The following is a 23764-nucleotide window of genomic DNA, read 5'->3' on the forward strand; positions in this document are numbered from 1 at the left end:
GCGAGATTTCGACGATCTAGCCCGCCAGCACGTCTGCGAATCCCCCCAGTCTGATGCCCAATGCGCGAATCGCTGCGGCGACGCGCGGCGACAACAGGGCCTGCAATTCGTCGGCGTGCCGGTACTCCCGCATGCCGTGACTCAACGCGCGATCGCCCGCCAAAGCCGGATGACAGTAAATCTCCCCCACCCCTTGCGGCAGATCGGCCAGCGCGGCAAGCCACGCGGCCTCGTCCATCGCCCCGCTGCCGGCGATCCCGACTACATAGTCGTTATGCACGACGCCGGCGCGATCGAGCCGGGCCCGCACCCGCGCGATCCACGGCCGCAGCCACAGCGGCGCGTTCGGTTCGAACGGCAAGCGCATGGCCCGCATGCCGTACTCGCGGCCGATCGCCAGGATCAGGCCGAGCACCGTGGGGTGCAGATGAAAATGCTTGTGCGTATTCACATGGTCGAGCGTCAGACCGGTTTTCGCAAAGGCTTCGAACTGCGCGCGAATCTCGCGTTCGAGTTGTCCGCGTACGTGCGGCAAACAGAAAAACCGCACGCCGTCGCGCACCATGCTGTCGCCAAATCGTCCCTGCTTGTCGAGCAGATCGGCAATGGCTGCACGCGGCATGACGGCGTCGCCGTCGGCCAGCACCAGATGCAAGCCGACTCGCAAACGGGGCAAGGCACGCGCGCGCTCCACCGCGTCGCCTGCGGCCGGCGCGCCGATCATCAGGCTCGCCGTGCTCAGCACACCGTCGCGATGCGCGCGCTCGACCGCCAGATTCACGCGCGTGTGCAGGCCGAAATCGTCGGCGGTGACGATCAGGCCGCGGGGCTTAGCCACCATCCGGGGCCTCCATCGCGTCGATGTCGATCGCGTTCAGTGCAGCGCCACGCGCAGAGGACGCGTTGATCGGCACACGCGCGCCACGCCACACCACGTGCGAACCGAAGGCGCTAGCGAGCCATTGCAACGCCAGCAAGGTATCGCGCAACGGCACGAGCGGCAGGTCGCGCCAGAAGGTGCGTTCATCACGCGCGGCGCGCAGATGCAGCAGCAAGCGGGCGCTGAAACCCGCCATCGTGCTCGCGGCACTCGTGCACGCGGGCCACAGGTGCGCGGCATCGAATGGCCCAGCCGCGAGGCTCGCGGTGAGCCACGCACCCGACAGCAGCCAGGGCGTCGGGCATGTGATGAGCAGCGCGGAAAATCCCAGTGGATTGACCGAACGGATCGTGCGCAACCAGCGCGTCTCGCGCTGCCACAACGCGCCGAAGGTCGGCTCGATGACGTCGGTGGCCACGATCACGCGCGACAGCACCGTGCGTAAGCCGAGTGCACGGGCATGTTCGGCCAGCCAGTAATCATCGGCGAGGCAGTTTTTCAGGGCATCGAATCCGCCGATCCGCTCGAGCGTCGCACGCCGCAACGCGAGCGTCGCGCCGAAACCGAAACGACGCGAGCCCACGGCGTGGGCCACCCGCACCGAGGGCGCGAACCATTCGTTGATAAACAGCGCCCCCACGCGCGGCCAGAAACCGCCCACGCCCTGCGCGACGTAAAGACAGGTGACCACGCCGACGCCGGGATCGGCGAGCGGCGCGGCGACGCTATCGAGGTAATCGGCTTCGACGGCGATATCGCTATCGGCAATCACGATCACGTCATAACGCGCCCGCTCCGCCATGTTGATGAGATTGCTGACTTTGAGATTGCTGCCGTGCACGCGCGTGTCGATGGCAAGCTCGATATCGCGCTGCGGGTACGCGGCCTGCAAGCGTCGCACGACGGCGATGGCGGGATCGTCCGGCGACGACACCCCCAGCACCAGTTGGAAGCGCCCGTGACGCTGATTGCAGAAAGTCCTGAGATTTTCGTAAAGACGCGGTTCGGCGCCACACAGCGGCTTGAGCACACTGACACCGATGTGAGCGAAGGCGCATTGCACGGGCGAGACCCGCACGCGAGCGCGGGCGGATTGGGCTGCGCCTCTGCGGCGCGAGCCGAAAAACGGCATGGCGACCGCCGCCAGCATGGCATATAGTGAAGCGCCGACGCAGCCCGCCAGCAAGACCCACTGACAGGCCGACAAACCGTGCGCCGCCATCGCCCGCCGCCGCCGTCAGTGCAGTGCCAGCACGAACGGTCGGCCGCTCAGGCGCAGATGCAGCACGACCAGCCAGCGCCGCGGACAGTCCGGGTCGACGGTGACTGCCGGGGTCGCGCGGCCGGCCATCAGCGTTGCATGGCGTCTCTGAAGTGCGAGATCGAACGCCATATGCGCAACCTGACGGGTCAGGAGCACGCCGCCTAAAATGGCGGCGACCGCCAGCATGCGAAACGAAGTCGACCCGAAGGCATCTTGCGACACCGGCAATACCAGCAGCGCGAGACACACGAGCACCTCGGCGCACATGGCGGTGAGCGAGGCGACCATCAGATGCGCTCGCAGCATGTCGACGGTGACTGGCTTCATGGCGTGCCCTCAAGACTCGACGCAAGGCAGCGTGACGCTCACGCATTGCATCGAGGTGCTTACGATTGGATCGCGCGGAACCGGCGGCGTAACAGTGCATCGCACTGCCCGCAAAAGCCTTCCCACCGCAATCTGCAATGCGGAAATCATATCGGGCGTAGCTGAAGGAAACCTTAAGGTTGGAAGCGTATAAATGTGTCCTGAACCCGCTGCAAAAGCGGCATAAAACACGTTCCCCAGGCAACCCATGCGCGTACTACTCGTAGAAGATGACGACCTGATCGGCTGCGGCATCGAAGCCGGATTGCGCCAGGCAGGCTTCACGGTCGACTGGGCACGCGACGGTCATCAGGCCGGCCTCGCCCTTCGCACCACCGCCTACGCGCTCGTGCTGCTCGACCTCGGCTTGCCGCGCATCTCGGGCATGGATCTGCTCAGGCAGGTGCGCCACGGCGGCAGCGACGTGCCGATCCTCGTTCTGACTGCGCGCGGCACGGTCGTCGATCGCGTGGGCGGCCTCGAAGCGGGGGCGGACGATTACCTCGGCAAACCCTTCGATCTGACCGAACTGATCGCGCGTTGCCGCGCGCTTCTGCGCCGCGCCCAGGGCCGCAGCGTCGAGCTGATCCGCTATCAGGATCTGACCGTCAATCCCGCCGCGCAAACCGTCGAAGCCGGCGGCGCACGCGTGCCGCTCACCTCGCGGGAATGGGCCATCCTGATGCAGTTGCTGACCCATCAGGGTATTCCGCAGTCGCGCTCGCGACTCGAAGAAAGCCTGTATGGCTGGCAGGAAGAAATCGAAAGCAATGCAATCGAGGTACATGTGTCCAATCTGCGCAAGAAACTCGGCGCCAAACTGATCCGGACGGTGCGTAATATCGGCTACGTGGTGGAGAAAGAATGATGGGCGCATCGATTCGCCGGCGCCTAGTGTTGCTGGTGCTTGCCAGCATCGCGCTGGTGTGGGGCATTGCGCTGGTCTCGAGTTACGGCCAGGCCACACGCGAGGTCAGCGAATGGGAAGAGGCGCGTCTTGCTGAACTCGCGCAAATTCTGGCGCTGCTCGATGAACGCAATCTGACCATCCTCGCCAACGCCCGCATCGACGTGCGCGAAGAAGAAAAAGGCGGCGAACCCGGTGCGAACGACGCCGACGACGACGACGCCCTGCCGCGCGACGCCCTCTTCCAGGTGCACCGCGCAAACGGTGAGGTGCTGGCGGGCAGTCCGCAACTGCATGCGCTCAACGCGTGGGATTTGCCGCTGCCGGCTGTCAGCGGTACGCAGGACATCGTCCTGGGCGGTCAGAGGTTCCACTCGTTCACCTTGCGCGACGCCGCGCTCGGCCACTCGGTGCGGGTGTTCGAACCGGCCAACACACGTAGCGATCTGGTGAGCGGCGTGGCAAGCCGCATCGCCCGGCCGACGCTGATCGGCTTGCCGGTGCTGGCCGTGCTGGTGTGGTTGAGCATTGGCTGGAGCCTGGCGCCGCTGCGGGTGTTGTCCGAAGCGATTCGCGCGCGCGATATCCACCGGCTCGAACCGGTCGACATCGGCCGCGTGCCGACCGAGGTGCGGCCGCTGGTCGATGCGATCAACCAGTTGTTGTCGCGGCTGCTCCATTCGCTGGAGCGAGAGCGCGCGTTTACCGCGGACGCCGCGCATGAACTGAAGACGCCGCTTGCCGCCATCAAGGTCCAGGCGCAAGTGGCGCTGGCCGAGCCCGACACCGCTTTGCAGCGCGTGGCGATGGAGCGCGTGGTGCAAGGAGTGGACCGCAGCGCGCGGCTCGCCGAGCAGTTGCTACTGCTCGCGCGGCTGGACGTGCACGAGAAAATGTCGACCGAACCGATCGAGCCGGCCACGGTGGCGAAGAGTGCGTTACTCGCCAACGAGCGCAACGCGCAGCAGAAAGACGTCAGCGTGATGCTGACGGGCGACCTGCGCGCGGAGATCAACGCGGAGCCGGTGCTGATCGGCATCCTGCTCGACAATCTGATCGATAACGCCATCAAGTATGGGCGCGTCGGCGGCCGCATCGAGGTGGCGGTGCGGCATGTCGGCGCGCGCGTGCGCCTCACCGTGAGCGACGACGGCCCCGGTGTCGCCGCCAGCGAACTCGATCGGCTCACGCACCGTTTCTTTCGTGCCACGGGCAATCAGGCGACGGGCAGCGGCCTCGGTCTGTCCATCGTCGCGCGGATCGCGGAGCATTTCGGCGCGAACCTGCAACTCGGCGCAGGCGTTGACGGGCGCGGACTGACCGTGGAAGTGTCGTTTCCCGCGTATTCGGTGGCGCAAACTTCGGGCTATGCGCCGGTTTAGCGCGCACCAGCTGGCGACCCGGCGACTGGTCGTCGTCGCTTAGGAGTCACTTTAGCGGTCACCTGGCGGCCGCTCAACGCCGGTTGATTTCGCCCGCCGCGCCCTGCCCGGACAGCGGCGCGCGAGCAACCGGTTGCGGCTTCTGCTGTGGCTCGATCTCCCGCTTTGACGACTCCGAGAACTGCCACGCAATCAATCCCGGCACGAAGATCAGCAGATCGCGAATGCGACGCGCCCCAGCGAGCGCAAGACACAGTGAGGGGTCGAGCCCCAACGCCCCGCCGATCAGAATAAACCCGCCCTCCTGCACGCCCAGACCGCCCGGCACGAAAAACGCGGCGCTGCTGATCGCCTGGATCAACGACTCGATCACCACCGCTTCGACGAGCGTGACGGGTGCGCCCAGAAAGTACAGCGCGAGCCAGATTTCGAGCGACGTCAGGAAGCACTGCAACGGCTGCCAGAAGAACAGGTATCGCAGCACCACGGCACGCCGCCGCCAGATCAGCCTGATGGTCTTGTCGATCTGGGCGGATTGCCCGACCAGCGCCGCGAGCTTGCCGCTCGTCATGCGATTGAGGATGCGCGTGATGCGCTCGAACGGGCTGGCATGTTGCACCAGCGCGAACAGCACGAGCGCCGGCGTCATGACGACCACGCCCCATGCCAGCTGACCGGCCAGACGTAAGGTGTCGGAGTGCGCGTGCGCGAACAGAAAACCGATGCCGACCATCGTGAACAGCAACTGGCTGATCACCGTGAGCTGCATATCGACGATGATGCTGCCCACCGCCATCGCCGGTCGCACACCCCAGCGCCGCAGCATGCGAAAGCCCACCACCTCGCCGCCGACGCGCGCCACCGGCAACATGCTGTTGACCGATTCGCGCACCCAGACGAGCTGCATCATCCGCCAGAATCCTGGCCGCCGCGGGCCGCGGATCAGCGAGCGCCAGTCACAGGCGTTGGCGATCATCGGCAGAACGTGAGCGAGCGCGGCCAGCAGCAGCCCTGCGCCGGCCGCGCGCAGCGCGCCGAGCACGGCGATGGGATTGTCGTGCCAGACGAGCCAGAGGGAGACCAGCAAACCGGTCAGCGCGGCGAGGCGCCCGAGGTGCTTCATGGCGCGGCCCCGCGTTTGCGCGTGAGCTTCAACGCTGCGCTGTGATCCGGTTCTTCGCCACGCCCGCGTACCATGCCCGCCTCGGCCCACCTGTTTATCCGTCATTGTCCGGCGCCGCCGACAGCAGCCCGTCGCCGTCCACCTTGAAGCTGAAGCCTCGCCAGATCACTCGCGACGAGCAGAAACTCGCGACGAAGATCGCAAACGCCACGATATCCCATAACGGCAACAGCCACAGATCGCGACGCGCCTGGCACAGTGCCCGATCCGACAGCAGTTTCAACGCGAACCGCGTGAGCACGGCCATGAGCACGAGCGAGCACGCCCAGACCGCCCCGCCGGACAACGCCAGGGTGAGCAAGGCGAAGGCGAACGGATGAACCAGCGCCGTGCCGAGATGGCCGAGCGGATGGACGCTGCGAATCGTACGGCTCCAGCGCAATTCGTGAGCGATCAACTGGGCCGCGCTCGTTTCGACGCAGGCATGCGCGACCGTGAATGGCGGCACCACGACTTTCTCGCCGATCGAGCGCACCGCCTCGCCGATTGCGTGGTCTTCCGCGAGATGTCGCACGAACGGCGCGAGGCCGCCGATTGTTTCGAGCGTATCGCGCCGCATCGCAATCGTCTGGCCGAAGCACGGACGCGCCAGACCTAACGCGAGGCCGGTCACCACGCCGGGCAAAAACTGATAGTTGGTCGCCTTGGCCGACAGACGCGGCCAGAAACCCGGATCGGGCTGACCTCGATACACGCAGGTCACGAGTCCGACGCCGGGTTGCTGCAGTTCGCCGACCACGTTGCACAGGTACTCGGGGCCGACGCTCACGTCGCTATCGGCGAACACGAGCAGGTCGTGACGCGCCTGGGGCAGCATGTTGAGGATATTGCTGATCTTGCGGTTTGGGCCATAGAGCCGGGAATCGGCGACCACCGTGATGTCCGCGTGCGGATACAGCCGGCGCAAATCGTCGACGGTTTGCAACGCCGGGTCGGCGCCGTCGTGCACGCCGAACAGGAACTGCACCGGTCCCGGATAGTCCTGCTCGCAAAAGCTCGCCAGATTGGCGAGCAGCGCCCACTCATTGCCATGCAGCGGCTTGACGATCGTAACCGGCGGAAAGCTGCTCGGCGTCGCTACCGGCCGTGCAAAAAAACGCCCGATCAGCAGCGCGGCGAGCACCGTGTAGCCGATGCCGAAAGCCGCGCACGCCGCGCACGCGCAAGTCAGCGTGAGCACGAGCAGGTGCGCGGCGCTCACGCCTCGTGTGCGCGCAGGAAGCGGAAAAACTCGACGCCTTCACGCAAGCGCCGTTTCAGCATGTCCCAACTCGTCAGCATTTCGCGCAGGATTTCCCAGATTTTCGACGGCCGGAAATAGAAGCGCTTATAGAAGTTTTCGAGCTGGTGATAGATCTCGTCGCGCGAGAGGTGCGGATAGCCGATGGCCGCGAGTTGCACGCCTTCCTTGCTGACCAGGTTGATCACCTTGTTCTCTTCGAGCCAGCCGTTTTCAACGGCCTGGTTGTAGAGCGTGGTGCCCGGATATGGCGCGGCGAGCGACACCTGGATCGTATGAGGATTGATCTCCTTGGCATACTGGATCGTTTTCTGGATCGTGTCCTGCGTTTCGCCGGGCAGACCGAGAATGAAGGTGCCGTGAATCTTGATGCCGAGCTTGCGGCAGTCGTCGCTGAAACGGCGCGCGATGTCGGTACGCAAGCCCTTCTTGATGTTCAGGAGAATCTGGTCGTCGCCGGATTCGTAGCCCACCAGCAGGAGGCGCAGGCCGTTTTCCTTCATGATTTTGAGCGTCGCGTACGGCACGTTGGCCTTCGCGTTGCAGGACCATGTCACGCCCAGCTCGCCCAGCCCGCGCGCGATTTCTTCGACGCGCGGTTTGAAGTCCGTGAAGGTGTCGTCGTCGAACATGATCTCCTTGACTTCGGGCATGTTGTCGCGAATCCATTTCACTTCGGCCAGCACGTTTTTCGTCGAGCGCGTGCGGTAGCGATGGCCGCCCACCGTTTGCGGCCACAGGCAGAAGGTGCACTTCGAGCGGCAGCCGCGGCCCGTGTAAATCGATACATACGGGTGCTTCAGATAGCCGATGAAGTAGTTGTCGATGGTCAGATCGCGTTGGTAGATCGGCGCGACGAATGGCAACTCGTCCATGTCTTCGAGGATCGGACGCGCGGCGTTGTGCTCGATCGAGCCGTCACGGTTGCGATAGCTGAGCCCGAGGATCTGCGCGAACGGCTTGCCTTCGGCCACTTCCTGGCAGGTGAAATCGAATTCTTCGCGGCACACGAAGTCGATCGCTTCGCTCGCGGTGAGCGAGTTGTGCGGATCGACCGCGACCTTCGCGCCGACCATGCCGATGAGGATCGACGGCTTGCGCTTTTTCAGGTCTTCGGCGAACAGGGCGTCGGTGGGAAAAGACGGTGTGCTGGTGTGGATGACCACCAGCTCGTAGTGCTGGGCGATGTCGAGCGACGCCTCGACGCAGAGCCCGTCGGCCGGGGCGTCCAGCACGCGGCTGTCGGGCACGAGCGCGGCCGGCTGCGCGAGCCACGTCGGATACCAGAACGAGCGGACTTCACGTTTGGCCTGATAGCGCGAGCCCGCGCCACCATCGAAACCGTCGTACGACGGCGCCTGCAAGAACAGAGTTTTCATGGGTGCTCCGGCAAGCCCTGAACGGCGCTTTCGGTTTTCTATCGGGAGACTATTAGGGAAGCGATCGAAAGCGATCGGAACGATTGCCCGCACTGGCTGCAAGCCGACGCGCAGATAGTACGAAGCAAAGCTGAAGGAAACCTTAAGAGAAAATCGCCGCGCGGCGCACACCCGCGGCGGCCGTCCGCGCCGCCATAGCGCCGAATCTGCTTTGATTGTGAGTTTTTCTTGGTTCGGTTTCGCGCGTGCTTTCTCTACATTGGACGGCCACAACGACACGACATCACAGGACCATTCGATGAGCACCACGCGGGGCGCGACACGTCATTCGTTTTCTCCGGTTTCAATCGGCCGGCTGGCCGCATGGCTGACGGCGGCAACGGCCGCCTTCAGCCTGCTGGCGCCGGGCAGCGCAAGCGCCGCACCGCCCGCCGAACTGAAACTCGACTACGCCTACTACTCGCCGGAGAGCCTTGTCATCAAGCGCAACGGCTGGCTCGAACAGGCGCTCGCGCCACAGCACACCACCGTGAAGTGGGTGCTGAGTCTGGGCAGCAATCGCGCGCTCGAATACCTCAATAGCGGCGCGATCGACATCGGTTCGACCGCGGGCCTTGCCGCCGTGCTCGCCAAAGCCAACGGCAACCCGATCCGCGCGGTGTATGTGTTCTCGCGTCCGGAATGGACCGCGCTGGTGGTGCGCAAGGATTCGCCGATCAGAACGCTCGCCGACCTGAAGGGCAAGAAGATCGCTGCGACCAAGGGCACCGACCCGTTCCTCTTCACGCTGCGCGCGCTGCATACGGCCGGGCTCTCGCGTGAGGACGTGGAGATCGTCAACCTGCAGCATCCGGACGGCCGCACCGCGCTCGCCAACGGTCAGGTCGACGCGTGGGCCGGACTCGATCCGCACATGGCGGCTGCGCAGATCGACGATGGCGCGAAGCTGCTGTATCGCAACGTCGACTTCAACACCTGGGGCCTGCTCGACGCCCGCGAGGACTTCATCCGCGATCATCCCGAGACGCTCGCGCAGGTGCTGACGGTCTATGAAAAAGCCCGCCGGTGGATCGCCGCGCATCCGGACGAGACCGCGCAGATCGTCGCCGAAGAATCGAAGCTGTCGCTGCCGGTCGCGAAACTGCAGTTGAGCCGCAACGACTTCAGCCAGCCGCAGCCCGGCACGCAGCAACTCACCGCGCTCAAGGCCGCCGCGCCGATCCTGGTCCAGGAACAACTGGTCAGGCCGGGCACGGACCTCAACAAGGTGATCGACGCGTTGATCGATTCGACTGTTGCGCAACCCGTCATCGCGGCAAACGGCAAATAAGGCCTTTACCCGTCGATTCCTGCAAGTTCCCTGCCTCATTTCCCGCTCGACCGACACCGATGGCCACCGACGAATCTTTCGCGCTACAGCATCTGCCGCACACTGCCAACGCACCGCGCGCAGCGGCACGCGCGCGCGATCCACTCAGGCGTTGGCGCATTGCCGGACTGATCCTGCCGCTGGCTTTTCTCGCGCTCATCGAATGGCTGGTGCGTGCAGGCGTGCTGGCCGAGCATCTGGTGCCGGCGCCGAGTTCGATCGCGGAAACCTTGTGGCAATTGGGCGGCGAGCGCCTCGGTCGGCATATCGGCGTGAGCACCCTGCGGGTGCTGGCAGGCTTCGGCATCGGCTCGGCGCTTGCGCTGCTGCTCGGCGCGGCCATGGGGTTGAGCCGCCGGCTCGACGCCCTGCTCGACCCGGCCTTCCAGGCCTTGCGCGCAATTCCGTCGCTCGCCTGGGTGCCAATCCTGCTGCTCTGGATGGGGATCGACGAAGCGCCGAAAATCACGCTCGTCGCCATCGGCGCGTTTTTTCCAGTGCAACTGAGCGTGGTGGCCGGCATTCGCGGCGTCGACCGCAAGCTGGTCGAACTCGGCGAAGTCAACCGTTTGAGCCCACGCGCCATGTTCACCCGCATTCTGCTGCCGGCCTCACTACCGCAGATCTTCACCGGTTTGCGCACCGGTCTGAGCCTCGCCTGGATGTTCATGGTGGCGGCCGAACTGATCGCGGCCACGCGCGGCCTGGGCTATCTGCTAAGCGACGGGCGCGAAACCGGTCGTCCCGACCTCGTGTTCGGCGCGATTCTGCTGCTGGCGCTGCTCGGCAAGCTGAGCGACAGCGTCCTCAAACTGATCGAAGCTCGCGTGCTGTCGTGGCGCGATACGGCTGACGAACGAGCGGCCTCGCGGAGTGTGCGTTGAACCCATCCCTTTCCATGGCCCGCAAACCGTTGCTCGAAGTACACGCCGTCAGTAAGCGCTACGAGACCCAACTGGTGCTCGAACGGGTGTCCTTTGCGATTGCGCGTGGCGAGATCGTCAGTCTGGTCGGGCCGAGCGGCTGCGGCAAGAGCACGCTTTTGCGCGTGCTGGCGGGACTCGACCGGGACTTCGAAGGCGACCTGCTGCTCGACGGCGTCGCGCAACGAGGTCCCTCGGCGCGGCTCGGCGTGATCTTTCAGGAACCGCGTCTGCTGCCGTGGCTGAGCGTCGCCGATAACATTGCGTTCGCGGCAGGCCCGCGCCAGGGACGCGATCCCCGCGTGACGCATCTGCTCGCGGAAGTCGGTCTGGCCGGCGCGGGCGCGACGCTGCCCCGGCAACTGTCGGGCGGCATGGCGCAACGCGTTGCGCTTGCCCGCGGACTCTTTCCCCAACCCGATCTGCTGCTGCTCGACGAGCCGTTCAGCGCCGTCGACGCGATGACGCGCCGGCGTCTGCAAGACCTGCTGTTGTCGCTGACGCGTGCACACGGCACCGCCGCGCTGATCGTCACGCACGATCTGGATGAAGCGCTCTATCTGTCCGATCGCGTGTTGCTGCTCAACCCGTCGGCGCAGCATGGCGCGGGACAACTGGTGCGCGATATTGTCGTGACGGCGCCGCATCCGCGTGAGCGGTCCGCGCGACATGACAACGCGCTCGCGGCGGCGCGAGATGAATTGCTCGAACGGATCGGTGCGACGTCGAACGCGGCGGATTGATCAGACCGGCTGCATCGCCTTTCGCAACGCCACCGTGGCGCTATCGAGCGGCTGCCCCTTGCGGGCGAGGCGCACCGCCGGCGCCATCCACGGATGCGCGAATGCAACGACGGTAGCGCCCGCTTCATACGCCGCATCCGCCGAAGCCGCGATTGCGGCGAAGCACGCTTCGAATTCGCGATTGCTGAACAGCGTCCAGGCCGGCGCAATGTGAACGACCTCCACCGACGTCGCCGCATCGCTTACGTGCTGCGCGAACAAACGCCGGTTCGGCTCGACGGCGGACTCGACCGCACACAACACCACGATCTTGCCGCCCAGATTGCCTGCCTTGCCTGCCGCAGCGGCCAACGCGGCGTCGGCGCGCACGATCGGCACGGGCGCACTTTCGATCGCGTCGGCAGCGGCGCCAAGTGTGGCGCAAGTCAGGATGACGGCATCGGACCCGGCGGCCAGCGTCAGAAGGCGCTGTTTCGTCTGCGCCATGATGTCGGCCGGCAACGTTCCCGCACGCTGGACGGCTTCGCGCAGATCCGATCGCACTTCGTGGTGCAGATTTTCAACTGGCAGCCCCAGACTGCTGGCCGCGTCGTCGAATATCTGCTGATTGCCTTCGATCGTGTGTAAAAGCGCTATGCGCATGTCCCGTCACCCTGGTTAGATCAATCGAGGCTGTCATCAACTCGCCGGCATTGTTTCAAGCTCTCGACTGCTTAACAAGGCAACTGCGCGTACCGGTATGTTCGATACCTGCCGCGTGGCCGGTCGCTGCGATCGGCGGGACACTCAGCACCAAGGCGAGCCGCCGACCAGCATGGCCCGCTATCGACTTCAGCTTTGCCCGAACGACCGAACGACGTCGTCGCTCGTGACAATCCCGCCAAAGCGTCCCGGCGCCCGCTGATTGCTCCAGTAGAGATTCGTGTGCGCGATCACGCCTTCCGGTGACGGCGCGCCGCTTGCGCTCATGTCTTCCGTGGTGTGCGCGTCGCTGACCAGGGTCGCGTCATAGCCGCGAGCGATCGCGCCGTGCAGCGTCGAGCGGATGCACATGTCCGTTTGCGCGCCGGTCACGATGAGCTTGCCTACGCCGAGCCTCGCCAGTACCGCTTCGAGGTCGGTGTCTTCGAACGCATCGCGGTAGTTCTTTTCGACGATCGATTCGTCGGCTGCCGGCGAGAGTTCGTCGACGATCTGCCAGGCTTTGCTGCCGGTTTCCAGTTCTTCGTCCCAATGGCGAACCCAGACAACCGGCACCTGCGCGCCGCGCGCCCGTTCGACGAGCGAAGCAACGTTTTGAAGTACTTCGGCGCGTCGACAGGCGTTCGCGACGACGCCGTTCTGAAGGTCGATGACGACAAGCGCGGTATGCGGGCGATCGGTAAGCGTAGTCATAGGGAGCGGGTTTCAGGGCGACGCGGCTATCTTAGCGACTTAGCGAGCTTTGCCGTAACTCACTCGACGACGCCGCGCTCAATGCAGCATCGCAGATGAACTGCCGCCCGCTCGGACACGCCGCAACGTACACGCAGCGATTCGCATTCGGACTGACTGAGCGACCCGCCGCGGCCAACCGACAATGACGTCCCGCTCAAGCCCGGACGCGCCGGCGGCGCCCGCGCGACACGACTTTCGCCGGGCAAAAAAAACCGGCCGCACGCTGTCACGCGTGGGCCGGCCACCTCTTTCATCACACCGGCTTGATATCCGCCGCCTGCTTACCTTTCGGTCCCTGCTTGATTTCAAAGCTGACCTTCTGGTTTTCCTGCAAGGACTTGAAACCCTCGGAACGAATCTCCGAGAAATGGGCGAACAGGTCTTCACCGCCGTCATCGGGGGTGATGAAGCCAAAGCCTTTTGCGTCGTTGAACCACTTCACTGTACCGGTTGGCATGTCGATTCCTCGTATGCATCTGGGTTGATTGGGCTGCGGCTGCCCGCCTCGGCCCGCCGCCGTGGCACGGTGTTTCGCGCTGCGTCGATGCTGCTGCGCACCCGTGCCCGACCGCCGGCCGACGCCGGTTCTTGCCACTGCTGTCAGACTCTACGCCTCTTTGCGCGACGCCGCTGCATCGACTTTCCGGCACCGCGGCAGGCGTGCCGCAAGCCGCATGCCTTGTGCGCCGAACGGGCAAGCGGCCGATGCGATTGTGCGCAATCAGATAAGATATTTGGATTCGGCAGTCCATCCTTGGCCGCGCAGCGCCAGCTTTTGTCGTTTTAAGGGCGCGCGGCCTGTCGTTTTCCCACACACAGGAACCCAGCATGGCCACCTCGAGCTATACCGATACCCGACTTCTGATCAACGGCGAGTGGTGCGACGCCGCCAGCGGCAAGACCCTCGACGTCCTCAACCCGGCCACCGGCCAGGCCATCGGCAAAGTGGCGCATGCCGGCATTGCCGACCTGGATCGGGCGCTCGCCGCCGCGCAACGTGGCTTCGAAGCCTGGCGCAAGGTGCCGGCCAACGAGCGCGCCACGACCATGCGCAAAGCCGCCGCACTGGTGCGCGAGCGGGCTTCGGACATCGCCCGCCTGATGGTCCAGGAACAGGGCAAGCCGTTCGCCGAGGCGCGCGTCGAAGTGCTGTCGGCCGCGGACATCATCGAGTGGTTCGCCGACGAAGGCCGCCGCGTCTACGGCCGGGTCGTGCCGCCACGTAACCTGTCGGTCCAGCAACTGGTGCTCAAGGAGCCGATCGGTCCGGTCGCGGCGTTCACGCCGTGGAATTTCCCGGTCAATCAGGTCGTGCGCAAGCTGAGCGCGGCGCTGGCCTGCGGCTGCTCGTTCCTCGTCAAGGCGCCGGAAGAAACTCCGGCATCGCCGGCAGCCCTGCTGCAGGCGTTCGTCGAAGCCGGCGTGCCGGCGGGCACCGTCGGGCTGGTGTTCGGCGATCCGGCCGAGATTTCCAGCTACCTGATTCCGCATCCGGTGATCCGCAAGGTCACGTTCACCGGCTCGACGCCGGTCGGCAAACAGCTGGCGGCGCTGGCCGGCGCGCACATGAAGCGCGCCACGATGGAACTGGGCGGTCACGCGCCGGTGATCGTCGCGGAAGACGCGGACGTGGCGCTGGCCGTCAAGGCAGCCGGCGCTGCGAAATTCCGCAATGCGGGCCAGGTGTGCATTTCGCCGACGCGCTTCCTCGTGCACAACAGCATCCGCGAAGAATTCGTTGCGGCGCTGGTCAAGCATGCTGAAAGCCTCAAACTGGGCGACGGCCTGACCGAAGGCACCACGCTCGGGCCGCTCGCCAACGCGCGCCGTCTGGGCGCGATGAGCAAGGTGCTCGACGACGCTCGCAAGACCGGCGCGACGATTGCAACGGGTGGCGAACGGGTGGGCTCGGAAGGCAACTTCTTCGCGCCGACCGTGCTGACCAACGTGTCGCTCGAAGCCGACGTGTTCAACAACGAACCGTTCGGCCCGATCGCCGCGATTCGTGGCTTCGACAAACTCGAAGAAGCGATTGCCGAAGCCAACCGTCTGCCGTTCGGCCTCGCGGGCTATGCCTACACGAAGTCGTTCAGCAACGTGCATCTGCTGTCGCAGCAGATGGAAGTCGGCATGCTGTGGATCAACCAGCCCGCTACGCCGTGGCCGGAAATGCCGTTCGGCGGCGTGAAGGATTCGGGCTACGGATCGGAAGGCGGCCCGGAAGCGATGGAAGCGTATCTGGTCACCAAGTCGGTGTCGGTGACGGCGGCTTAAGGCCGGTACACGGTCACGGGGCGCTTGCCCCGTGCTGTGACTCTGGTTTAGTGTGCAGGGTCCGCGAGCGCTTGCTCGCGGACCTTTTTTATTGTCATGAACGACATCTCTCTTCGATCCATGCAACCCACGCTGACTGGTAAAACCGTCGAACTTCAGCCGCTTCAACCGGAGCACCGGCAAGCTCTGATCGACGCCGCCGCCGACGGCCAGTTGTGGAACATGACCGTGACCGTGGTGCCGGGACCGGACACCATGGGCAACTTCATCGCCACCGCGCTCGAGAGCCGGGACACCGGGACCGTGATGCCGTTCGTGATCGTCAGGCGCGATACGGGCAAGATTGTCGGCAGCACGCGGTTCTGGAAAATCGACCGGGTCAATCGCAAGCTCGAAATCGGCCACACGTGGTTGAGTCGATCGGTGCAGCGCTCGGGGGTGAATACCGAGGCGAAGTATCTGCTGTTGCGTTACGCGTTCGAATCGCTGCAATGCGTGCGCGTGCAACTCACCACGGACGAGTCCAACGAGAAATCGCGCGCCGCGATCTTGCGCATCGGTGCGAAGCTGGAAGGCATCGTGCGGCACGAACGCATCATGCCGGATGGACGCAAGCGCAACTCGGCGCGCTTTAGCATCATCGACGATGAATGGGCGGCGGTGAAGGCGATGCTGGAGGAGAGGCTGGCGAATTAGGCCGCTGTCGCTTCCTGCTTCTCCATTGCCGGGAAGCGCGCGCGGACCATGCCGCGCGACGCATTCTGCCCGTTCAAACGTGCACGTCCCGCTCATTCAACGGCGGCACCTTCACCGCCTCGAACTCCTCGAGCAACGCATCCCGCGCGTGATGCCGGCGCACCCACAGCGCCGTGAGAATCGGCACCAGAATCGCGGTCACCAAGCAGGCGGTTGCGACCATCGCGGTTGCCGCCGGCACCAACGGTTTGAAGCGCGGAATCATCTCGCCGATAATCGCCGGATTCGCCACCGCGGCGCCCGCCGTCGACGACGCCGCCAGCCCCGCCGCTCCATTGCCGCCCGCAATCCAGCGGTCCGCGAGGATCAGCGGAATACCCGTCACGACGATCACCCCGAGACCCAGCGCGATGCCGGGTAAGCCGCTCGTCACGATCACGTTCAGATCGATGCCGTTGCCCAGCGCGAAGCCGAAGAACGGAATCAGCGGATGCACGCAGCGCCCGAACAACTCGCGCAGATCGCTATCCAGATTGCCGAGCGTAAAGCCGATCAAAAACGGCAACACCGCACCGACGAACAACCGCGGTTCGAAAAACGCCACGCCCGTCGCGCCGAGAATCAGCATGCTGATGAGCGGCCCCGATTCGACCGACATCAGCACGAACGCGCCCGCCTCTTCCTTGGTCCCGTATTGCTGCATGACCGCTGCGTAGAGACCACCGTTGGTCATGTCCATCGACGTGGTGATCGCGAGCACCGAGAGACCGGCAAAGAGTCCCGCCTTGACGCCGTCGATGGGAATGAAGCGCGCGGCGATCAGCGTCATGATCCACGCTACGATCATCTTGGTCACCAGCAGCGTGCCCGACTTGCGCAGCACCGTGCCGGTCGCCCGCAGATCGATAGTAGCGCCCATGCAGAAGAACCACACCGCCAGAATCGGCACGGTGCCGGTGATCAAACCGTTGGTAAACGACCCAAAGTATTTGCCCGCGCCCGGCGCAAAAGTATGGACACAGGCGCCGAGCAGCAACGGCACCAGCATCAGTCCGCCAGGAATGCGGTCGAGGGCCTTCTTGAGCTTCATGCCTCCTCCATGGACTTTGCGTCCAGTTGTCCCGGGTGGGTCACCCGCGGTGATGTCCCGTTTCTGACGCCGGGCTGCTCCCTTTTGGCGCAATATAGCATCACGTCAGGAACGCTGTTCCGTTTACGTTTGAATTTCTGCTCATCGTTTACCCGTGCGTCTTTTGAAAGCCTTGCCGGCCTTGATAACGCATTGCAATATTTTCGGACCATCGTTCCGGAACAGGTTTTCTGAGCTACAGTCGAGGCCGGAACGGCGCCTTAGCCTCGCGTAAAAAGTGACGAAGCGCTCAAAAATCGACCGGAGAACCAGCATGGAAGTGAGACAGGCCATCAACAGCGACTACGCGCGCACGCTCGACACCGCGGGACTGCGCAAGGAGTTTCTGGTCGACCAGGTATTCGCGCGCGATGCGCTCAAGCTCACCTATAGCCACATCGATCGCATCATCGTCGGCGGTGTGTGGCCGGTGACGCGCGCGGTCGAAGTGCCCGGCTCGCTCGGCAAATCGATCGGTGTGAGCTATCTGCTGGAGCGGCGCGAACTCGGCGCGATCAACATCGGCGGCGACGGCTGGGTCGACGTGGACGGCACCCGCTATACGGTGCGCAACGAAGAGGCGATCTATATCGGCAAAGGCGCACAGGCCATCGCATTCGGCAGCGAAGACGCCGCCCATCCCGCGAAGTTCTATCTGAACTGCGCTCCTGCGCACGAGTCGCACCCCACCCGCACGATCTCGCTTGCCCAGGCCGCGCCGCAGACGCTCGGCGATCCGGCAACGAGCAACCGGCGCACCATCTACAAGTTCATCGTCCCCGAAGTGCTGCCTACCTGCCAACTCTCGATGGGCATGACCCAACTCGAGCCGGGCAACCTCTGGAATACGATGCCTTGCCATACGCACGAGCGTCGCATGGAGGTGTATTTCTACTTCAACGTGGCTGACGGCGCCGCCGTCTTTCACATGATGGGCGAGCCGCACGAAACGCGGCACATCCTCGTGCATAACGAGCAGGCCGTGATCTCGCCGAGCTGGTCGATTCACTCGGGCGTCGGCACGCAGGCGTACACGTTCATCTGGGGCATGGTCGGCGAAAACCAGGTGTTTGGCGACATGGATCACATCGCGGTAAGCGACCTGCGTTGAGCGCGGCCATGATCGATTTCTTCGAGAACCAGTCGTGTACGTCATGGGCCACACCATCGTGAATCCCTTCGATCTCAGCGGCAAGGTCGCCATCGTCACCGGCAGCAATGCAGGCCTCGGTGCGGCCATGGCTTGCGCGCTCGCCGCGGCCGGTTGCGATATCGTCGGCGTGAGTCGCGCCGACGCCGGCGACACACCCGCGCGCGTGGCGGCAACCGGCCGTCGTTTCGCAGACGTACGCGCGGATCTGGCCAGCGTCGCGCCGGTCGACGACATCGTGGGCGCGGCAGTCGAAGCATTCGGCCATGTGGACGTGCTGGTGAACAACGCCGGCATCATTCGCCGCGAGAGTGCACTCGATTTCACGCAAGACGACTGGGACGCCGTCATGGACGTCAATCTGAAAAGCCTGTTCTTTCTCTCGCAAGCGGTGGCACGTCGATTCGTCGAGCAGCAAAGCGGCGGCAAGATCATCAACATCGCGTCGATGCTGTCGTTTCAGGGCGGCATACGCGTCGCGTCGTACACGGCGTCGAAGAGCGGCGTGCTCGGGCTCACGCGTTTGCTTGCCAACGAATGGGCCGCGCAAGGCATCAACGTGAACGCGATTGCGCCGGGCTACATGGCGACCGCGAACACGGCGGCATTACGCGACGACGCGCAACGCAACGAAGCCATACTCGGGCGGATTCCCGCAGCCCGTTGGGGCACGCCGGACGATCTCGCGGGACCGGTCGTGTTCCTTGCGTCTTCCGCTTCGGACTACGTGCATGGGCATACACTGGCAGTAGACGGCGGCTGGCTCGCGCGCTAGCTCGGCAAACGGCGCGAGACGCGGTATGCTCCGGGCGCTCGAAATCGAAGTCGGCATCGACAGGAAATCACGGACATGGCAGCAACAGGCAAGCAGCGCAAGGACGACACCGGCACACCGTTGCAGGACGCGGACAGCGTCGATTGCGGCATGCCCGGCGCGGGCCACGAGCGCGGCGAATCGGCGTCGTCGATCGGCCGCGTCTTCGCGATTCTCGGCGCGATCGGCGAGAGCGGACAGATTGGCATCAGCGAACTGTCGCAACGTCTCGCCATGTCGAAGACCACGGTGCATCGTGTGATTCAGACGTTGAAGGCGCTCGGCTACGTGACGCAGGAAGTCGAGACCGAGCGCTATCGGCTGACGATCCGCCTGTTCGAACTCGGCGCGAAGGCGCTGGAGAGTGTGGATCTGGTCCGCGAAGCCGACATTGAAATGCGCCACATCGGCGCGGTGACGCGCGAAGCGGTTCACCTCGGCGCATTCGACGAAGACGCCATCATCTATATCCACAAGATCGACGCCGACTACGGGCTGCGCATGCAGTCGCGCATCGGCCGGCGCAATCCATTGCATAGCACGGCAATCGGCAAGGTTCTGCTGGCGTGGATGGAGCCGGCCGACGTGCGCGAGGTGCTCTCGCATGTCGAGTTTCGCAGGTCGACGCAAAAGACGCTCGGCTCCGCCGAGGCCGTGCTGAGCATCCTGCCGCGCGTGCGCGAGCAGGGCTATGGCGAAGACGACGAGGAACAGGAAGAAGGTCTGCGCTGTCTCGCGGTGCCGGTGTTCGACCGCTTCGGCCGCGTGATCGCGGGCTTGTCGATTTCTTTTCCGACAATGCGCTGCGGTGCCGATACGAAGTCGCACTACGTCGCGTTGCTCCGCCAGGCGGGACTCGCGATCTCGGCGCGGCTCGGCTATCGCGAAGCGAGTGCGCCGGAGCACGCGGCGGCGGTGCAGGAATAAAGCGGCGTCACGCGTTGCGCGAAACACGCATGCGACGTAACGAATTCCTGGCATTGTCCTTAGTCTGCAACTGAATGTATCCGTGAAGCATAGCTAAAGCGGCAAACGCCGCCGCGCCCGGCGCATGGGTTCACACGGACCCTATCGGCTGCGCCTCACGCGGCGCGAGGTCCTGCGTTATCGCTCTTTTCATTGCGCGCTCAACGGCTTGGGCGCCGCGCATCCTTCTCTGCACACTCACTTTTCAGTATTGGCGGCCGCGTGCTCCGGGTTCGGCACGTCGACTCGTCGCGTGCCCGTCGCGACACGTCCTGTTACACACAAACACACCGGTAATGCCGCCGCTCAGTAGAGTTCGCTTCAACACGGAAACAGGAGCCACGACATGAAACGAATTCTCGCCTTGATCATTCTTGCCATCACGCTTGGCAGCACCTTGGGCGGCTGCATCGTCGTGCCGGGTGGCGGCTACCACGACCACTATCACGACCACTACTAAGCGTAGCTTGCGACGCTCGCATCCACACTCGATCGAAGAATAAGAGCACACAACATGAACTCAACAAGAAACCGCTTAATGTCGATGGCACTCGTTGCGGGTCTGGGCATCGCCGCATCGTCGGTGGCGCTGGCGCATGTCGACGTCGGTGTGAACATCGGCGTTCCGGGCGTCGTGTATGCACCGGAACCGGTGTATGCCGCTCCTGAACCGCCGCCTCCTCCGCCGCCGGTTTATGCGCCGGCTGTCGTGGTCGTGAATCCGGGCTGGTACGGCGACCGTTATTACGACGGCCACCGTTATTGGGAACGACGCGACTGGGAAGCACGTCATCACGATCAACGCGAATGGCACGATGCACGTGGTCCGCACGGCGACTGGCATGGCCCCGACAACGGTGGGCACGGTCATGGCGATGATCACGGCTACGGCGATCACTGACGACGCGGCAGGCACGACGGCATCGCAGGTGCGGCCGTCCCACACGACCCTTTGCGCCACAGCCTTGCAAGGAGTGACGATTTGCTAAACAGCGATCCACGGCGAGTGACGGCGCATGTCGATGGCACGGTCATCTGCGCCGAATATAGCGAACAGACAGGGCAATTGTGTTTGCGTCAGGACGGCACACTGTTGCGCGAATGGTTTCCACCGCATTCGTGGATGGCGATTGCCTCGGTGGCCGGTGCGCGCCATTGGGGCACGCGCCCGACTGACGATGATCTGCTCGCGCTGCTGCGTAACGAGCTCACGTTGTTGCGTGCCGGCTAGCCAACTAACCGATGTTGTCGGCGTAGAAATAACTACGCGCGGTAAACCGGACCACGATGGCCATCGATTTACCGCGCGTCAGATGTCTTTAAGTAATCGGCTAACCGCAGATCAACGGTTATAAACCGGCGGCGAATACGAGCTGAACGTTGTCTCACTACCGCGACCCGATTGCCACGAACCGTGAGTGGCCGAACCGTAACCGCTGTTATTGGCCTGAGCGCCATTTTGCTGGCCTGAAGCCTGAGTTTGCGCGGACTGCGCGCCCTGGCTCACCGGCTCATTGGACGATTGCGCGAACGACACGACAGGCGCGCTGAGAACGACTGCAATAGCAACAGCTTGAAAGAGCGACTTCATGAAACCACCTCCAGAGATTGTCTTTTCCGCACTGCGTGTAACGCTTTCGTTGCAGCGATGAATACAGTGTAGGTGTCCCCGAGGCCGGGATAAATCCACTAATCCTGAATTCACTGTTGTTTGTTGGACGACAATCCCTTGACGTAATTTTGCGGCGGCGCAGCAGTCACCGGGCTGCCATCGCGGCGATCCGCTAATCGTTCTCTGCCAGCATTGTGCAGTCAGCGTTCCTGATCAACCGTGCGCCGCAGCCACGCCGACGTAGTTCTCTGCCATCGCCGTGGCGGCCGCGCGTGACGTGGTCACGTAGTCGAGTTCGGCGACCTGCAACTGCTGTTCGAACGGCGTGGCGCCTTCAATGCGATGCATCATGCTCGTCATCCAGTATGAAAAATGTTCGGCGCGCCAGATGCGCTTGAGCGCCGTTTCGCTATAACCGTCGAGCAGATCCCTACGATTTTCGGCGTAGAACGCGTTCAATGCCTGGGTCAGCACACGCACGTCGGCGACCGCCAGATTCAAACCCTTCGCGCCGGTGGGCGGCACGATATGCGCTGCATCGCCCGCGAGAAACAGCCGGCCGTGCTGCATCGTCGCCGAAACGAAACTGCGCATGCCGACGATGTTCTTCTGAAAGATCTTGCCGTCGACGATCTGCTGACCGTCGTGCGAATCGACACGGGCATGCAGTTCGGCCCAGATTCTATCGTCGGACCAGTTCTCGACCGACTCCTTCGGATCGCATTGGAAGTACATGCGTTGCACGTTCGGCGAGCGCGTGCTGATCAGCGCGAAGCCGCGCTCATGACGCGCATAGATCAATTCGTCCGATGACTGCGGTCCTTCGCAAAGAATGCCGAACCATCCGAACGGATAGACGCGTTCAAAGTCTTTACGCAGCGCCTGCGGAATCGATGCGCGCGACACGCCTTGCGAACCGTCGCAGCCGATCACGAAGTCGCACTGCAGTTCGTACGACTTGCCGTCGTGGCGATAGCGAATCGAAGGCTGATCGGTCTCGATGCCGTGGATCGACGTGTCAGTCACGCCGAAATGCAGCGCGCCGTTCGCGGCCACGCGCGCCGCGACGAGATCCTTGATGACTTCGTGCTGCGCATAGACCGTGATCGAATGCCCCGTGAGACCGGTGAGATCGATACGACGGCGCTTACCTTCAAACGCCAGCTCGAAGCCGTGATGCAGCGCGCCCTCGGCCTTCATGCGCGCGCCGACACCCGCTTCAGTCAGCAGGTCCATCGTGCCCTGCTCGAGCACGCCGGCGCGAATGGTGGATTCGATCTGTTCGCGAGTGCGCGATTCGAGCACGACGGAGTCGATGCCGCGCAAATGAAGGAGATGGGAAAGCAGCAGGCCTGCGGGCCCTGCACCGATGATGCCGACTTGAGTGCGCATGGGGTGTCTCCTGAATGCAGTGTGTTGATATGCAATCAGTTTGACGACCCGGCAAGATATCGCGCAACGCGATATGGCGGATAGGTTGTATCTACTTTTGAGATAGAAGTCGCGCGGCGCGTGCGCGACTGATCGACGCATTCGGTCTGTAACGCCGTCCAGACGGGGCTCGTGGCTCCGTTGTGCGGCGGCCTCTCCTTCACGCGATCTTGCGTGAGATCAAGGTAAACCCCGACCGATCGTGCTACGCGAGAAACAGCCGGTACACCGGGTTATGCGTCTCTTCCCAGTGCGGATAACCGAGCGTGGTGAGGAACTGGTCGAACGTCGCGTTTTCGGTCTCCGGCACCTGGATGCCGACGAGGATCGAACTGTAGTCCGCGCCCTGGTTGCGGTAATGGAACAGGCTGATATTCCAGTTCGGTGCCATCGACGACAGGAATTTCATCAGCGCGCCCGGTCGTTCGGGAAACTCGAAGCGGAACAGCCGCTCGTCATGCGCGAGCGGCGAACGGCCACCGACCATGTAGCGGATGTGCTGCTTGGAGAGTTCGTCGAAAGTCAGGTCGACGGTCGCGAAACCGTGGGCTTCGAACGCGCCGGCAATCTGCGCCGACTCGCTGCGATTGCGGATCTGCACGCCCACGAAGATATGGGC

The 23764-nt window shown here is 63.9% G+C and carries 24 protein-coding genes and 1 pseudogene; 12 read left to right on the forward strand and 13 right to left on the reverse strand.

Going from position 1 to position 23764, the window contains the following annotated elements:
• Positions 1 to 16 precede the first annotated feature (16 nt).
• Genes hpnK through FQ705_RS04450 form a run of 3 tightly spaced genes read right to left on the reverse strand, consistent with a single transcriptional unit; the run spans position 17 to position 2471 of the window.
• Positions 17 to 841, reverse strand: a complete 825-nt coding sequence (gene hpnK, locus FQ705_RS04440; RefSeq protein ID WP_144138196.1) for a hopanoid biosynthesis-associated protein HpnK — start codon at positions 839 to 841, stop codon at positions 17 to 19.
• Entirely contained in the window at positions 831 to 2102 is a 1272-nt protein-coding gene (gene hpnI, locus FQ705_RS04445) for a bacteriohopanetetrol glucosamine biosynthesis glycosyltransferase HpnI (RefSeq protein WP_144138197.1), read from the reverse strand. The genes hpnK and hpnI (FQ705_RS04445) overlap by 11 nt, the downstream gene beginning before the upstream one ends.
• Before the next feature lie 15 nt (positions 2103 to 2117).
• Entirely contained in the window at positions 2118 to 2471 is a 354-nt protein-coding gene (locus FQ705_RS04450; RefSeq protein ID WP_144138198.1) for a hypothetical protein, read from the reverse strand.
• Between the two features lie 247 nt (positions 2472 to 2718).
• Here FQ705_RS04450 and FQ705_RS04455 point away from each other — a divergent pair, with 247 nt between their 5' ends.
• Together FQ705_RS04455 and FQ705_RS04460 are read left to right on the forward strand one after the other, a co-directional pair.
• Entirely contained in the window at positions 2719 to 3378 is a 660-nt protein-coding gene (locus FQ705_RS04455) for a response regulator transcription factor (RefSeq protein ID WP_144138199.1), read from the forward strand.
• The gene (locus FQ705_RS04460; protein WP_144138200.1) at positions 3375 to 4799 is read left to right on the forward strand and encodes an ATP-binding protein; all 1425 of its coding nucleotides are present in this window, start codon (positions 3375 to 3377) and stop codon (positions 4797 to 4799) included. Before FQ705_RS04455 ends, FQ705_RS04460 begins: the two co-directional genes overlap by 4 nt.
• A 73-nt stretch (positions 4800 to 4872) precedes the next feature.
• Here FQ705_RS04460 and FQ705_RS04465 read toward each other — a convergent pair whose 3' ends face one another.
• The 3 genes from FQ705_RS04465 to hpnJ form a co-directional block, all read right to left on the reverse strand.
• Positions 4873 to 5922, reverse strand: coding sequence for a lysylphosphatidylglycerol synthase domain-containing protein (locus FQ705_RS04465; protein WP_144138201.1), 1050 nt, complete (start codon positions 5920 to 5922; stop codon positions 4873 to 4875).
• A 94-nt stretch (positions 5923 to 6016) separates the two neighbouring features.
• Positions 6017 to 7183: a bacteriohopanetetrol glucosamine biosynthesis glycosyltransferase HpnI gene (gene hpnI / locus FQ705_RS04470; protein WP_144138202.1), complete on the reverse strand. Its 1167-nt coding sequence runs from the start codon at positions 7181 to 7183 to the stop codon at positions 6017 to 6019.
• Entirely contained in the window at positions 7180 to 8601 is a 1422-nt protein-coding gene (hpnJ, locus tag FQ705_RS04475) for a hopanoid biosynthesis associated radical SAM protein HpnJ (RefSeq protein WP_144138203.1), read from the reverse strand. Before hpnJ ends, hpnI (FQ705_RS04470) begins: the two co-directional genes overlap by 4 nt.
• A 298-nt stretch (positions 8602 to 8899) precedes the next feature.
• Between hpnJ and FQ705_RS04480 the strand changes: the two genes are divergently transcribed.
• Genes FQ705_RS04480 through FQ705_RS04490 form a run of 3 tightly spaced genes read left to right on the forward strand, consistent with a single transcriptional unit; the run spans position 8900 to position 11636 of the window.
• Positions 8900 to 9931, forward strand: coding sequence for an aliphatic sulfonate ABC transporter substrate-binding protein (locus tag FQ705_RS04480; protein WP_144138204.1), 1032 nt, complete (start codon positions 8900 to 8902; stop codon positions 9929 to 9931).
• Between the two features lie 59 nt (positions 9932 to 9990).
• Positions 9991 to 10854 (forward strand): ABC transporter permease, encoded by an 864-nt coding sequence (locus FQ705_RS04485; protein WP_144138205.1) that lies wholly within the window; start codon positions 9991 to 9993, stop codon positions 10852 to 10854.
• 14 nt (positions 10855 to 10868) lie between these two features.
• On the forward strand, positions 10869 to 11636 hold the full coding sequence (locus tag FQ705_RS04490) for an ABC transporter ATP-binding protein (protein WP_144138230.1): 768 nt from the start codon (positions 10869 to 10871) through the stop codon (positions 11634 to 11636).
• On the opposite strand, the gene FQ705_RS04495 is transcribed toward FQ705_RS04490, so the two are convergent.
• The 3 genes from FQ705_RS04495 to FQ705_RS04505 all read right to left on the reverse strand — a co-directional run bounded on the left by FQ705_RS04495 (position 11637) and on the right by FQ705_RS04505 (position 13530).
• Positions 11637 to 12278, reverse strand: coding sequence for an arylsulfatase (locus tag FQ705_RS04495; protein ID WP_144138206.1), 642 nt, complete (start codon positions 12276 to 12278; stop codon positions 11637 to 11639).
• 189 nt (positions 12279 to 12467) lie between these two features.
• Positions 12468 to 13031 (reverse strand): isochorismatase family protein, encoded by a 564-nt coding sequence (locus FQ705_RS04500; RefSeq protein WP_144138207.1) that lies wholly within the window; start codon positions 13029 to 13031, stop codon positions 12468 to 12470.
• Positions 13032 to 13326: 295 nt separating this feature from the next.
• Positions 13327 to 13530 (reverse strand): cold-shock protein, encoded by a 204-nt coding sequence (locus FQ705_RS04505; protein ID WP_007181784.1) that lies wholly within the window; start codon positions 13528 to 13530, stop codon positions 13327 to 13329.
• A 371-nt stretch (positions 13531 to 13901) separates the two neighbouring features.
• On the opposite strand from FQ705_RS04505, the gene FQ705_RS04510 reads away from it, so the two are divergent.
• Both FQ705_RS04510 and FQ705_RS04515 read left to right on the forward strand, forming a co-directional pair.
• A complete protein-coding gene (locus tag FQ705_RS04510) occupies positions 13902 to 15347 on the forward strand; it encodes an NAD-dependent succinate-semialdehyde dehydrogenase (RefSeq protein ID WP_144138208.1) in 1446 nt (481 codons plus the stop codon).
• Positions 15348 to 15443: 96 nt separating this feature from the next.
• On the forward strand, positions 15444 to 16043 hold the full coding sequence (locus FQ705_RS04515) for a GNAT family N-acetyltransferase (RefSeq protein ID WP_144138209.1): 600 nt from the start codon (positions 15444 to 15446) through the stop codon (positions 16041 to 16043).
• A gap of 73 nt (positions 16044 to 16116) precedes the next feature.
• On the opposite strand, the gene kdgT is transcribed toward FQ705_RS04515, so the two are convergent.
• Positions 16117 to 17133: a 2-keto-3-deoxygluconate transporter gene (gene kdgT / locus FQ705_RS04520; protein WP_144138210.1), complete on the reverse strand. Its 1017-nt coding sequence runs from the start codon at positions 17131 to 17133 to the stop codon at positions 16117 to 16119.
• Positions 17134 to 17446: 313 nt separating this feature from the next.
• On the opposite strand from kdgT, the gene kduI reads away from it, so the two are divergent.
• The 5 genes from kduI (at position 17447) to FQ705_RS04545 (ending at position 21333) form a co-directional block, all read left to right on the forward strand.
• Positions 17447 to 18283, forward strand: coding sequence for a 5-dehydro-4-deoxy-D-glucuronate isomerase (kduI, locus tag FQ705_RS04525; RefSeq protein WP_144138211.1), 837 nt, complete (start codon positions 17447 to 17449; stop codon positions 18281 to 18283).
• A gap of 43 nt (positions 18284 to 18326) precedes the next feature.
• Complete coding sequence (gene kduD / locus FQ705_RS04530) at positions 18327 to 19097, forward strand: 2-dehydro-3-deoxy-D-gluconate 5-dehydrogenase KduD (RefSeq protein ID WP_144138212.1); 771 nt, start codon at positions 18327 to 18329, stop codon at positions 19095 to 19097.
• 75 nt (positions 19098 to 19172) lie between these two features.
• Complete coding sequence (gene kdgR, locus FQ705_RS04535) at positions 19173 to 20063, forward strand: DNA-binding transcriptional regulator KdgR (RefSeq protein WP_144138213.1); 891 nt, start codon at positions 19173 to 19175, stop codon at positions 20061 to 20063.
• 553 nt (positions 20064 to 20616) lie between these two features.
• Positions 20617 to 21003 carry a hypothetical protein gene (locus FQ705_RS04540; protein ID WP_144138214.1) on the forward strand — a complete coding sequence of 129 codons (387 nt, stop codon included), beginning with the start codon at positions 20617 to 20619 and terminating at the stop codon, positions 21001 to 21003.
• Between the two features lie 81 nt (positions 21004 to 21084).
• A complete protein-coding gene (locus FQ705_RS04545) occupies positions 21085 to 21333 on the forward strand; it encodes a hypothetical protein (RefSeq protein ID WP_144138215.1) in 249 nt (82 codons plus the stop codon).
• 111 nt (positions 21334 to 21444) lie between these two features.
• Here the strand turns inward: FQ705_RS04545 and FQ705_RS04550 are convergent, their stop codons facing one another.
• The 3 genes and pseudogenes from FQ705_RS04550 to FQ705_RS04560 all read right to left on the reverse strand — a co-directional run.
• A complete protein-coding gene (locus tag FQ705_RS04550; protein ID WP_144138216.1) occupies positions 21445 to 21693 on the reverse strand; it encodes a hypothetical protein in 249 nt (82 codons plus the stop codon).
• Positions 21694 to 21927: 234 nt separating this feature from the next.
• Positions 21928 to 23106 carry a 4-hydroxybenzoate 3-monooxygenase gene (locus FQ705_RS04555; protein ID WP_144138217.1) on the reverse strand — a complete coding sequence of 393 codons (1179 nt, stop codon included), beginning with the start codon at positions 23104 to 23106 and terminating at the stop codon, positions 21928 to 21930.
• Positions 23107 to 23350: 244 nt separating this feature from the next.
• Positions 23351 to 23764, reverse strand: a pseudogene (locus tag FQ705_RS04560) (threonine ammonia-lyase, biosynthetic); the annotation flags it as partial.

This window comes from Paraburkholderia sp. BCC1884 (assembly GCF_900996225.1).
Taxonomy (GTDB): domain Bacteria; phylum Pseudomonadota; class Gammaproteobacteria; order Burkholderiales; family Burkholderiaceae; genus Paraburkholderia.

Bases quoted from the DNA above. Each gene is read 5' to 3' on its own strand.
- hpnK (WP_144138196.1), bottom strand. From the start codon at position 841: ATGGTGGCTAAGCCCCGCGGCCTGATCGTCACCGCCGACGATTTCGGC.
- hpnI (WP_144138197.1), bottom strand. From the start codon at position 2,102: ATGGCGGCGCACGGTTTGTCGGCCTGTCAGTGGGTCTTGCTGGCGGGC.
- FQ705_RS04450 (WP_144138198.1), bottom strand. From the start codon at position 2,471: ATGAAGCCAGTCACCGTCGACATGCTGCGAGCGCATCTGATGGTCGCC.
- FQ705_RS04455 (WP_144138199.1), top strand. From the start codon at position 2,719: ATGCGCGTACTACTCGTAGAAGATGACGACCTGATCGGCTGCGGCATC.
- FQ705_RS04460 (WP_144138200.1), top strand. From the start codon at position 3,375: ATGATGGGCGCATCGATTCGCCGGCGCCTAGTGTTGCTGGTGCTTGCC.
- FQ705_RS04465 (WP_144138201.1), bottom strand. From the start codon at position 5,922: ATGAAGCACCTCGGGCGCCTCGCCGCGCTGACCGGTTTGCTGGTCTCC.
- hpnJ (WP_144138203.1), bottom strand. From the start codon at position 8,601: ATGAAAACTCTGTTCTTGCAGGCGCCGTCGTACGACGGTTTCGATGGT.
- FQ705_RS04480 (WP_144138204.1), top strand. From the start codon at position 8,900: ATGAGCACCACGCGGGGCGCGACACGTCATTCGTTTTCTCCGGTTTCA.
- FQ705_RS04485 (WP_144138205.1), top strand. From the start codon at position 9,991: ATGGCCACCGACGAATCTTTCGCGCTACAGCATCTGCCGCACACTGCC.
- FQ705_RS04490 (WP_144138230.1), top strand. From the start codon at position 10,869: ATGGCCCGCAAACCGTTGCTCGAAGTACACGCCGTCAGTAAGCGCTAC.
- FQ705_RS04495 (WP_144138206.1), bottom strand. From the start codon at position 12,278: ATGCGCATAGCGCTTTTACACACGATCGAAGGCAATCAGCAGATATTC.
- FQ705_RS04500 (WP_144138207.1), bottom strand. From the start codon at position 13,031: ATGACTACGCTTACCGATCGCCCGCATACCGCGCTTGTCGTCATCGAC.
- FQ705_RS04505 (WP_007181784.1), bottom strand. From the start codon at position 13,530: ATGCCAACCGGTACAGTGAAGTGGTTCAACGACGCAAAAGGCTTTGGC.
- FQ705_RS04510 (WP_144138208.1), top strand. From the start codon at position 13,902: ATGGCCACCTCGAGCTATACCGATACCCGACTTCTGATCAACGGCGAG.
- FQ705_RS04515 (WP_144138209.1), top strand. From the start codon at position 15,444: ATGAACGACATCTCTCTTCGATCCATGCAACCCACGCTGACTGGTAAA.
- kdgT (WP_144138210.1), bottom strand. From the start codon at position 17,133: ATGAAGCTCAAGAAGGCCCTCGACCGCATTCCTGGCGGACTGATGCTG.
- kduI (WP_144138211.1), top strand. From the start codon at position 17,447: ATGGAAGTGAGACAGGCCATCAACAGCGACTACGCGCGCACGCTCGAC.
- kduD (WP_144138212.1), top strand. From the start codon at position 18,327: ATGGGCCACACCATCGTGAATCCCTTCGATCTCAGCGGCAAGGTCGCC.
- kdgR (WP_144138213.1), top strand. From the start codon at position 19,173: ATGGCAGCAACAGGCAAGCAGCGCAAGGACGACACCGGCACACCGTTG.
- FQ705_RS04540 (WP_144138214.1), top strand. From the start codon at position 20,617: ATGAACTCAACAAGAAACCGCTTAATGTCGATGGCACTCGTTGCGGGT.
- FQ705_RS04550 (WP_144138216.1), bottom strand. From the start codon at position 21,693: ATGAAGTCGCTCTTTCAAGCTGTTGCTATTGCAGTCGTTCTCAGCGCG.
- FQ705_RS04555 (WP_144138217.1), bottom strand. From the start codon at position 23,106: ATGCGCACTCAAGTCGGCATCATCGGTGCAGGGCCCGCAGGCCTGCTG.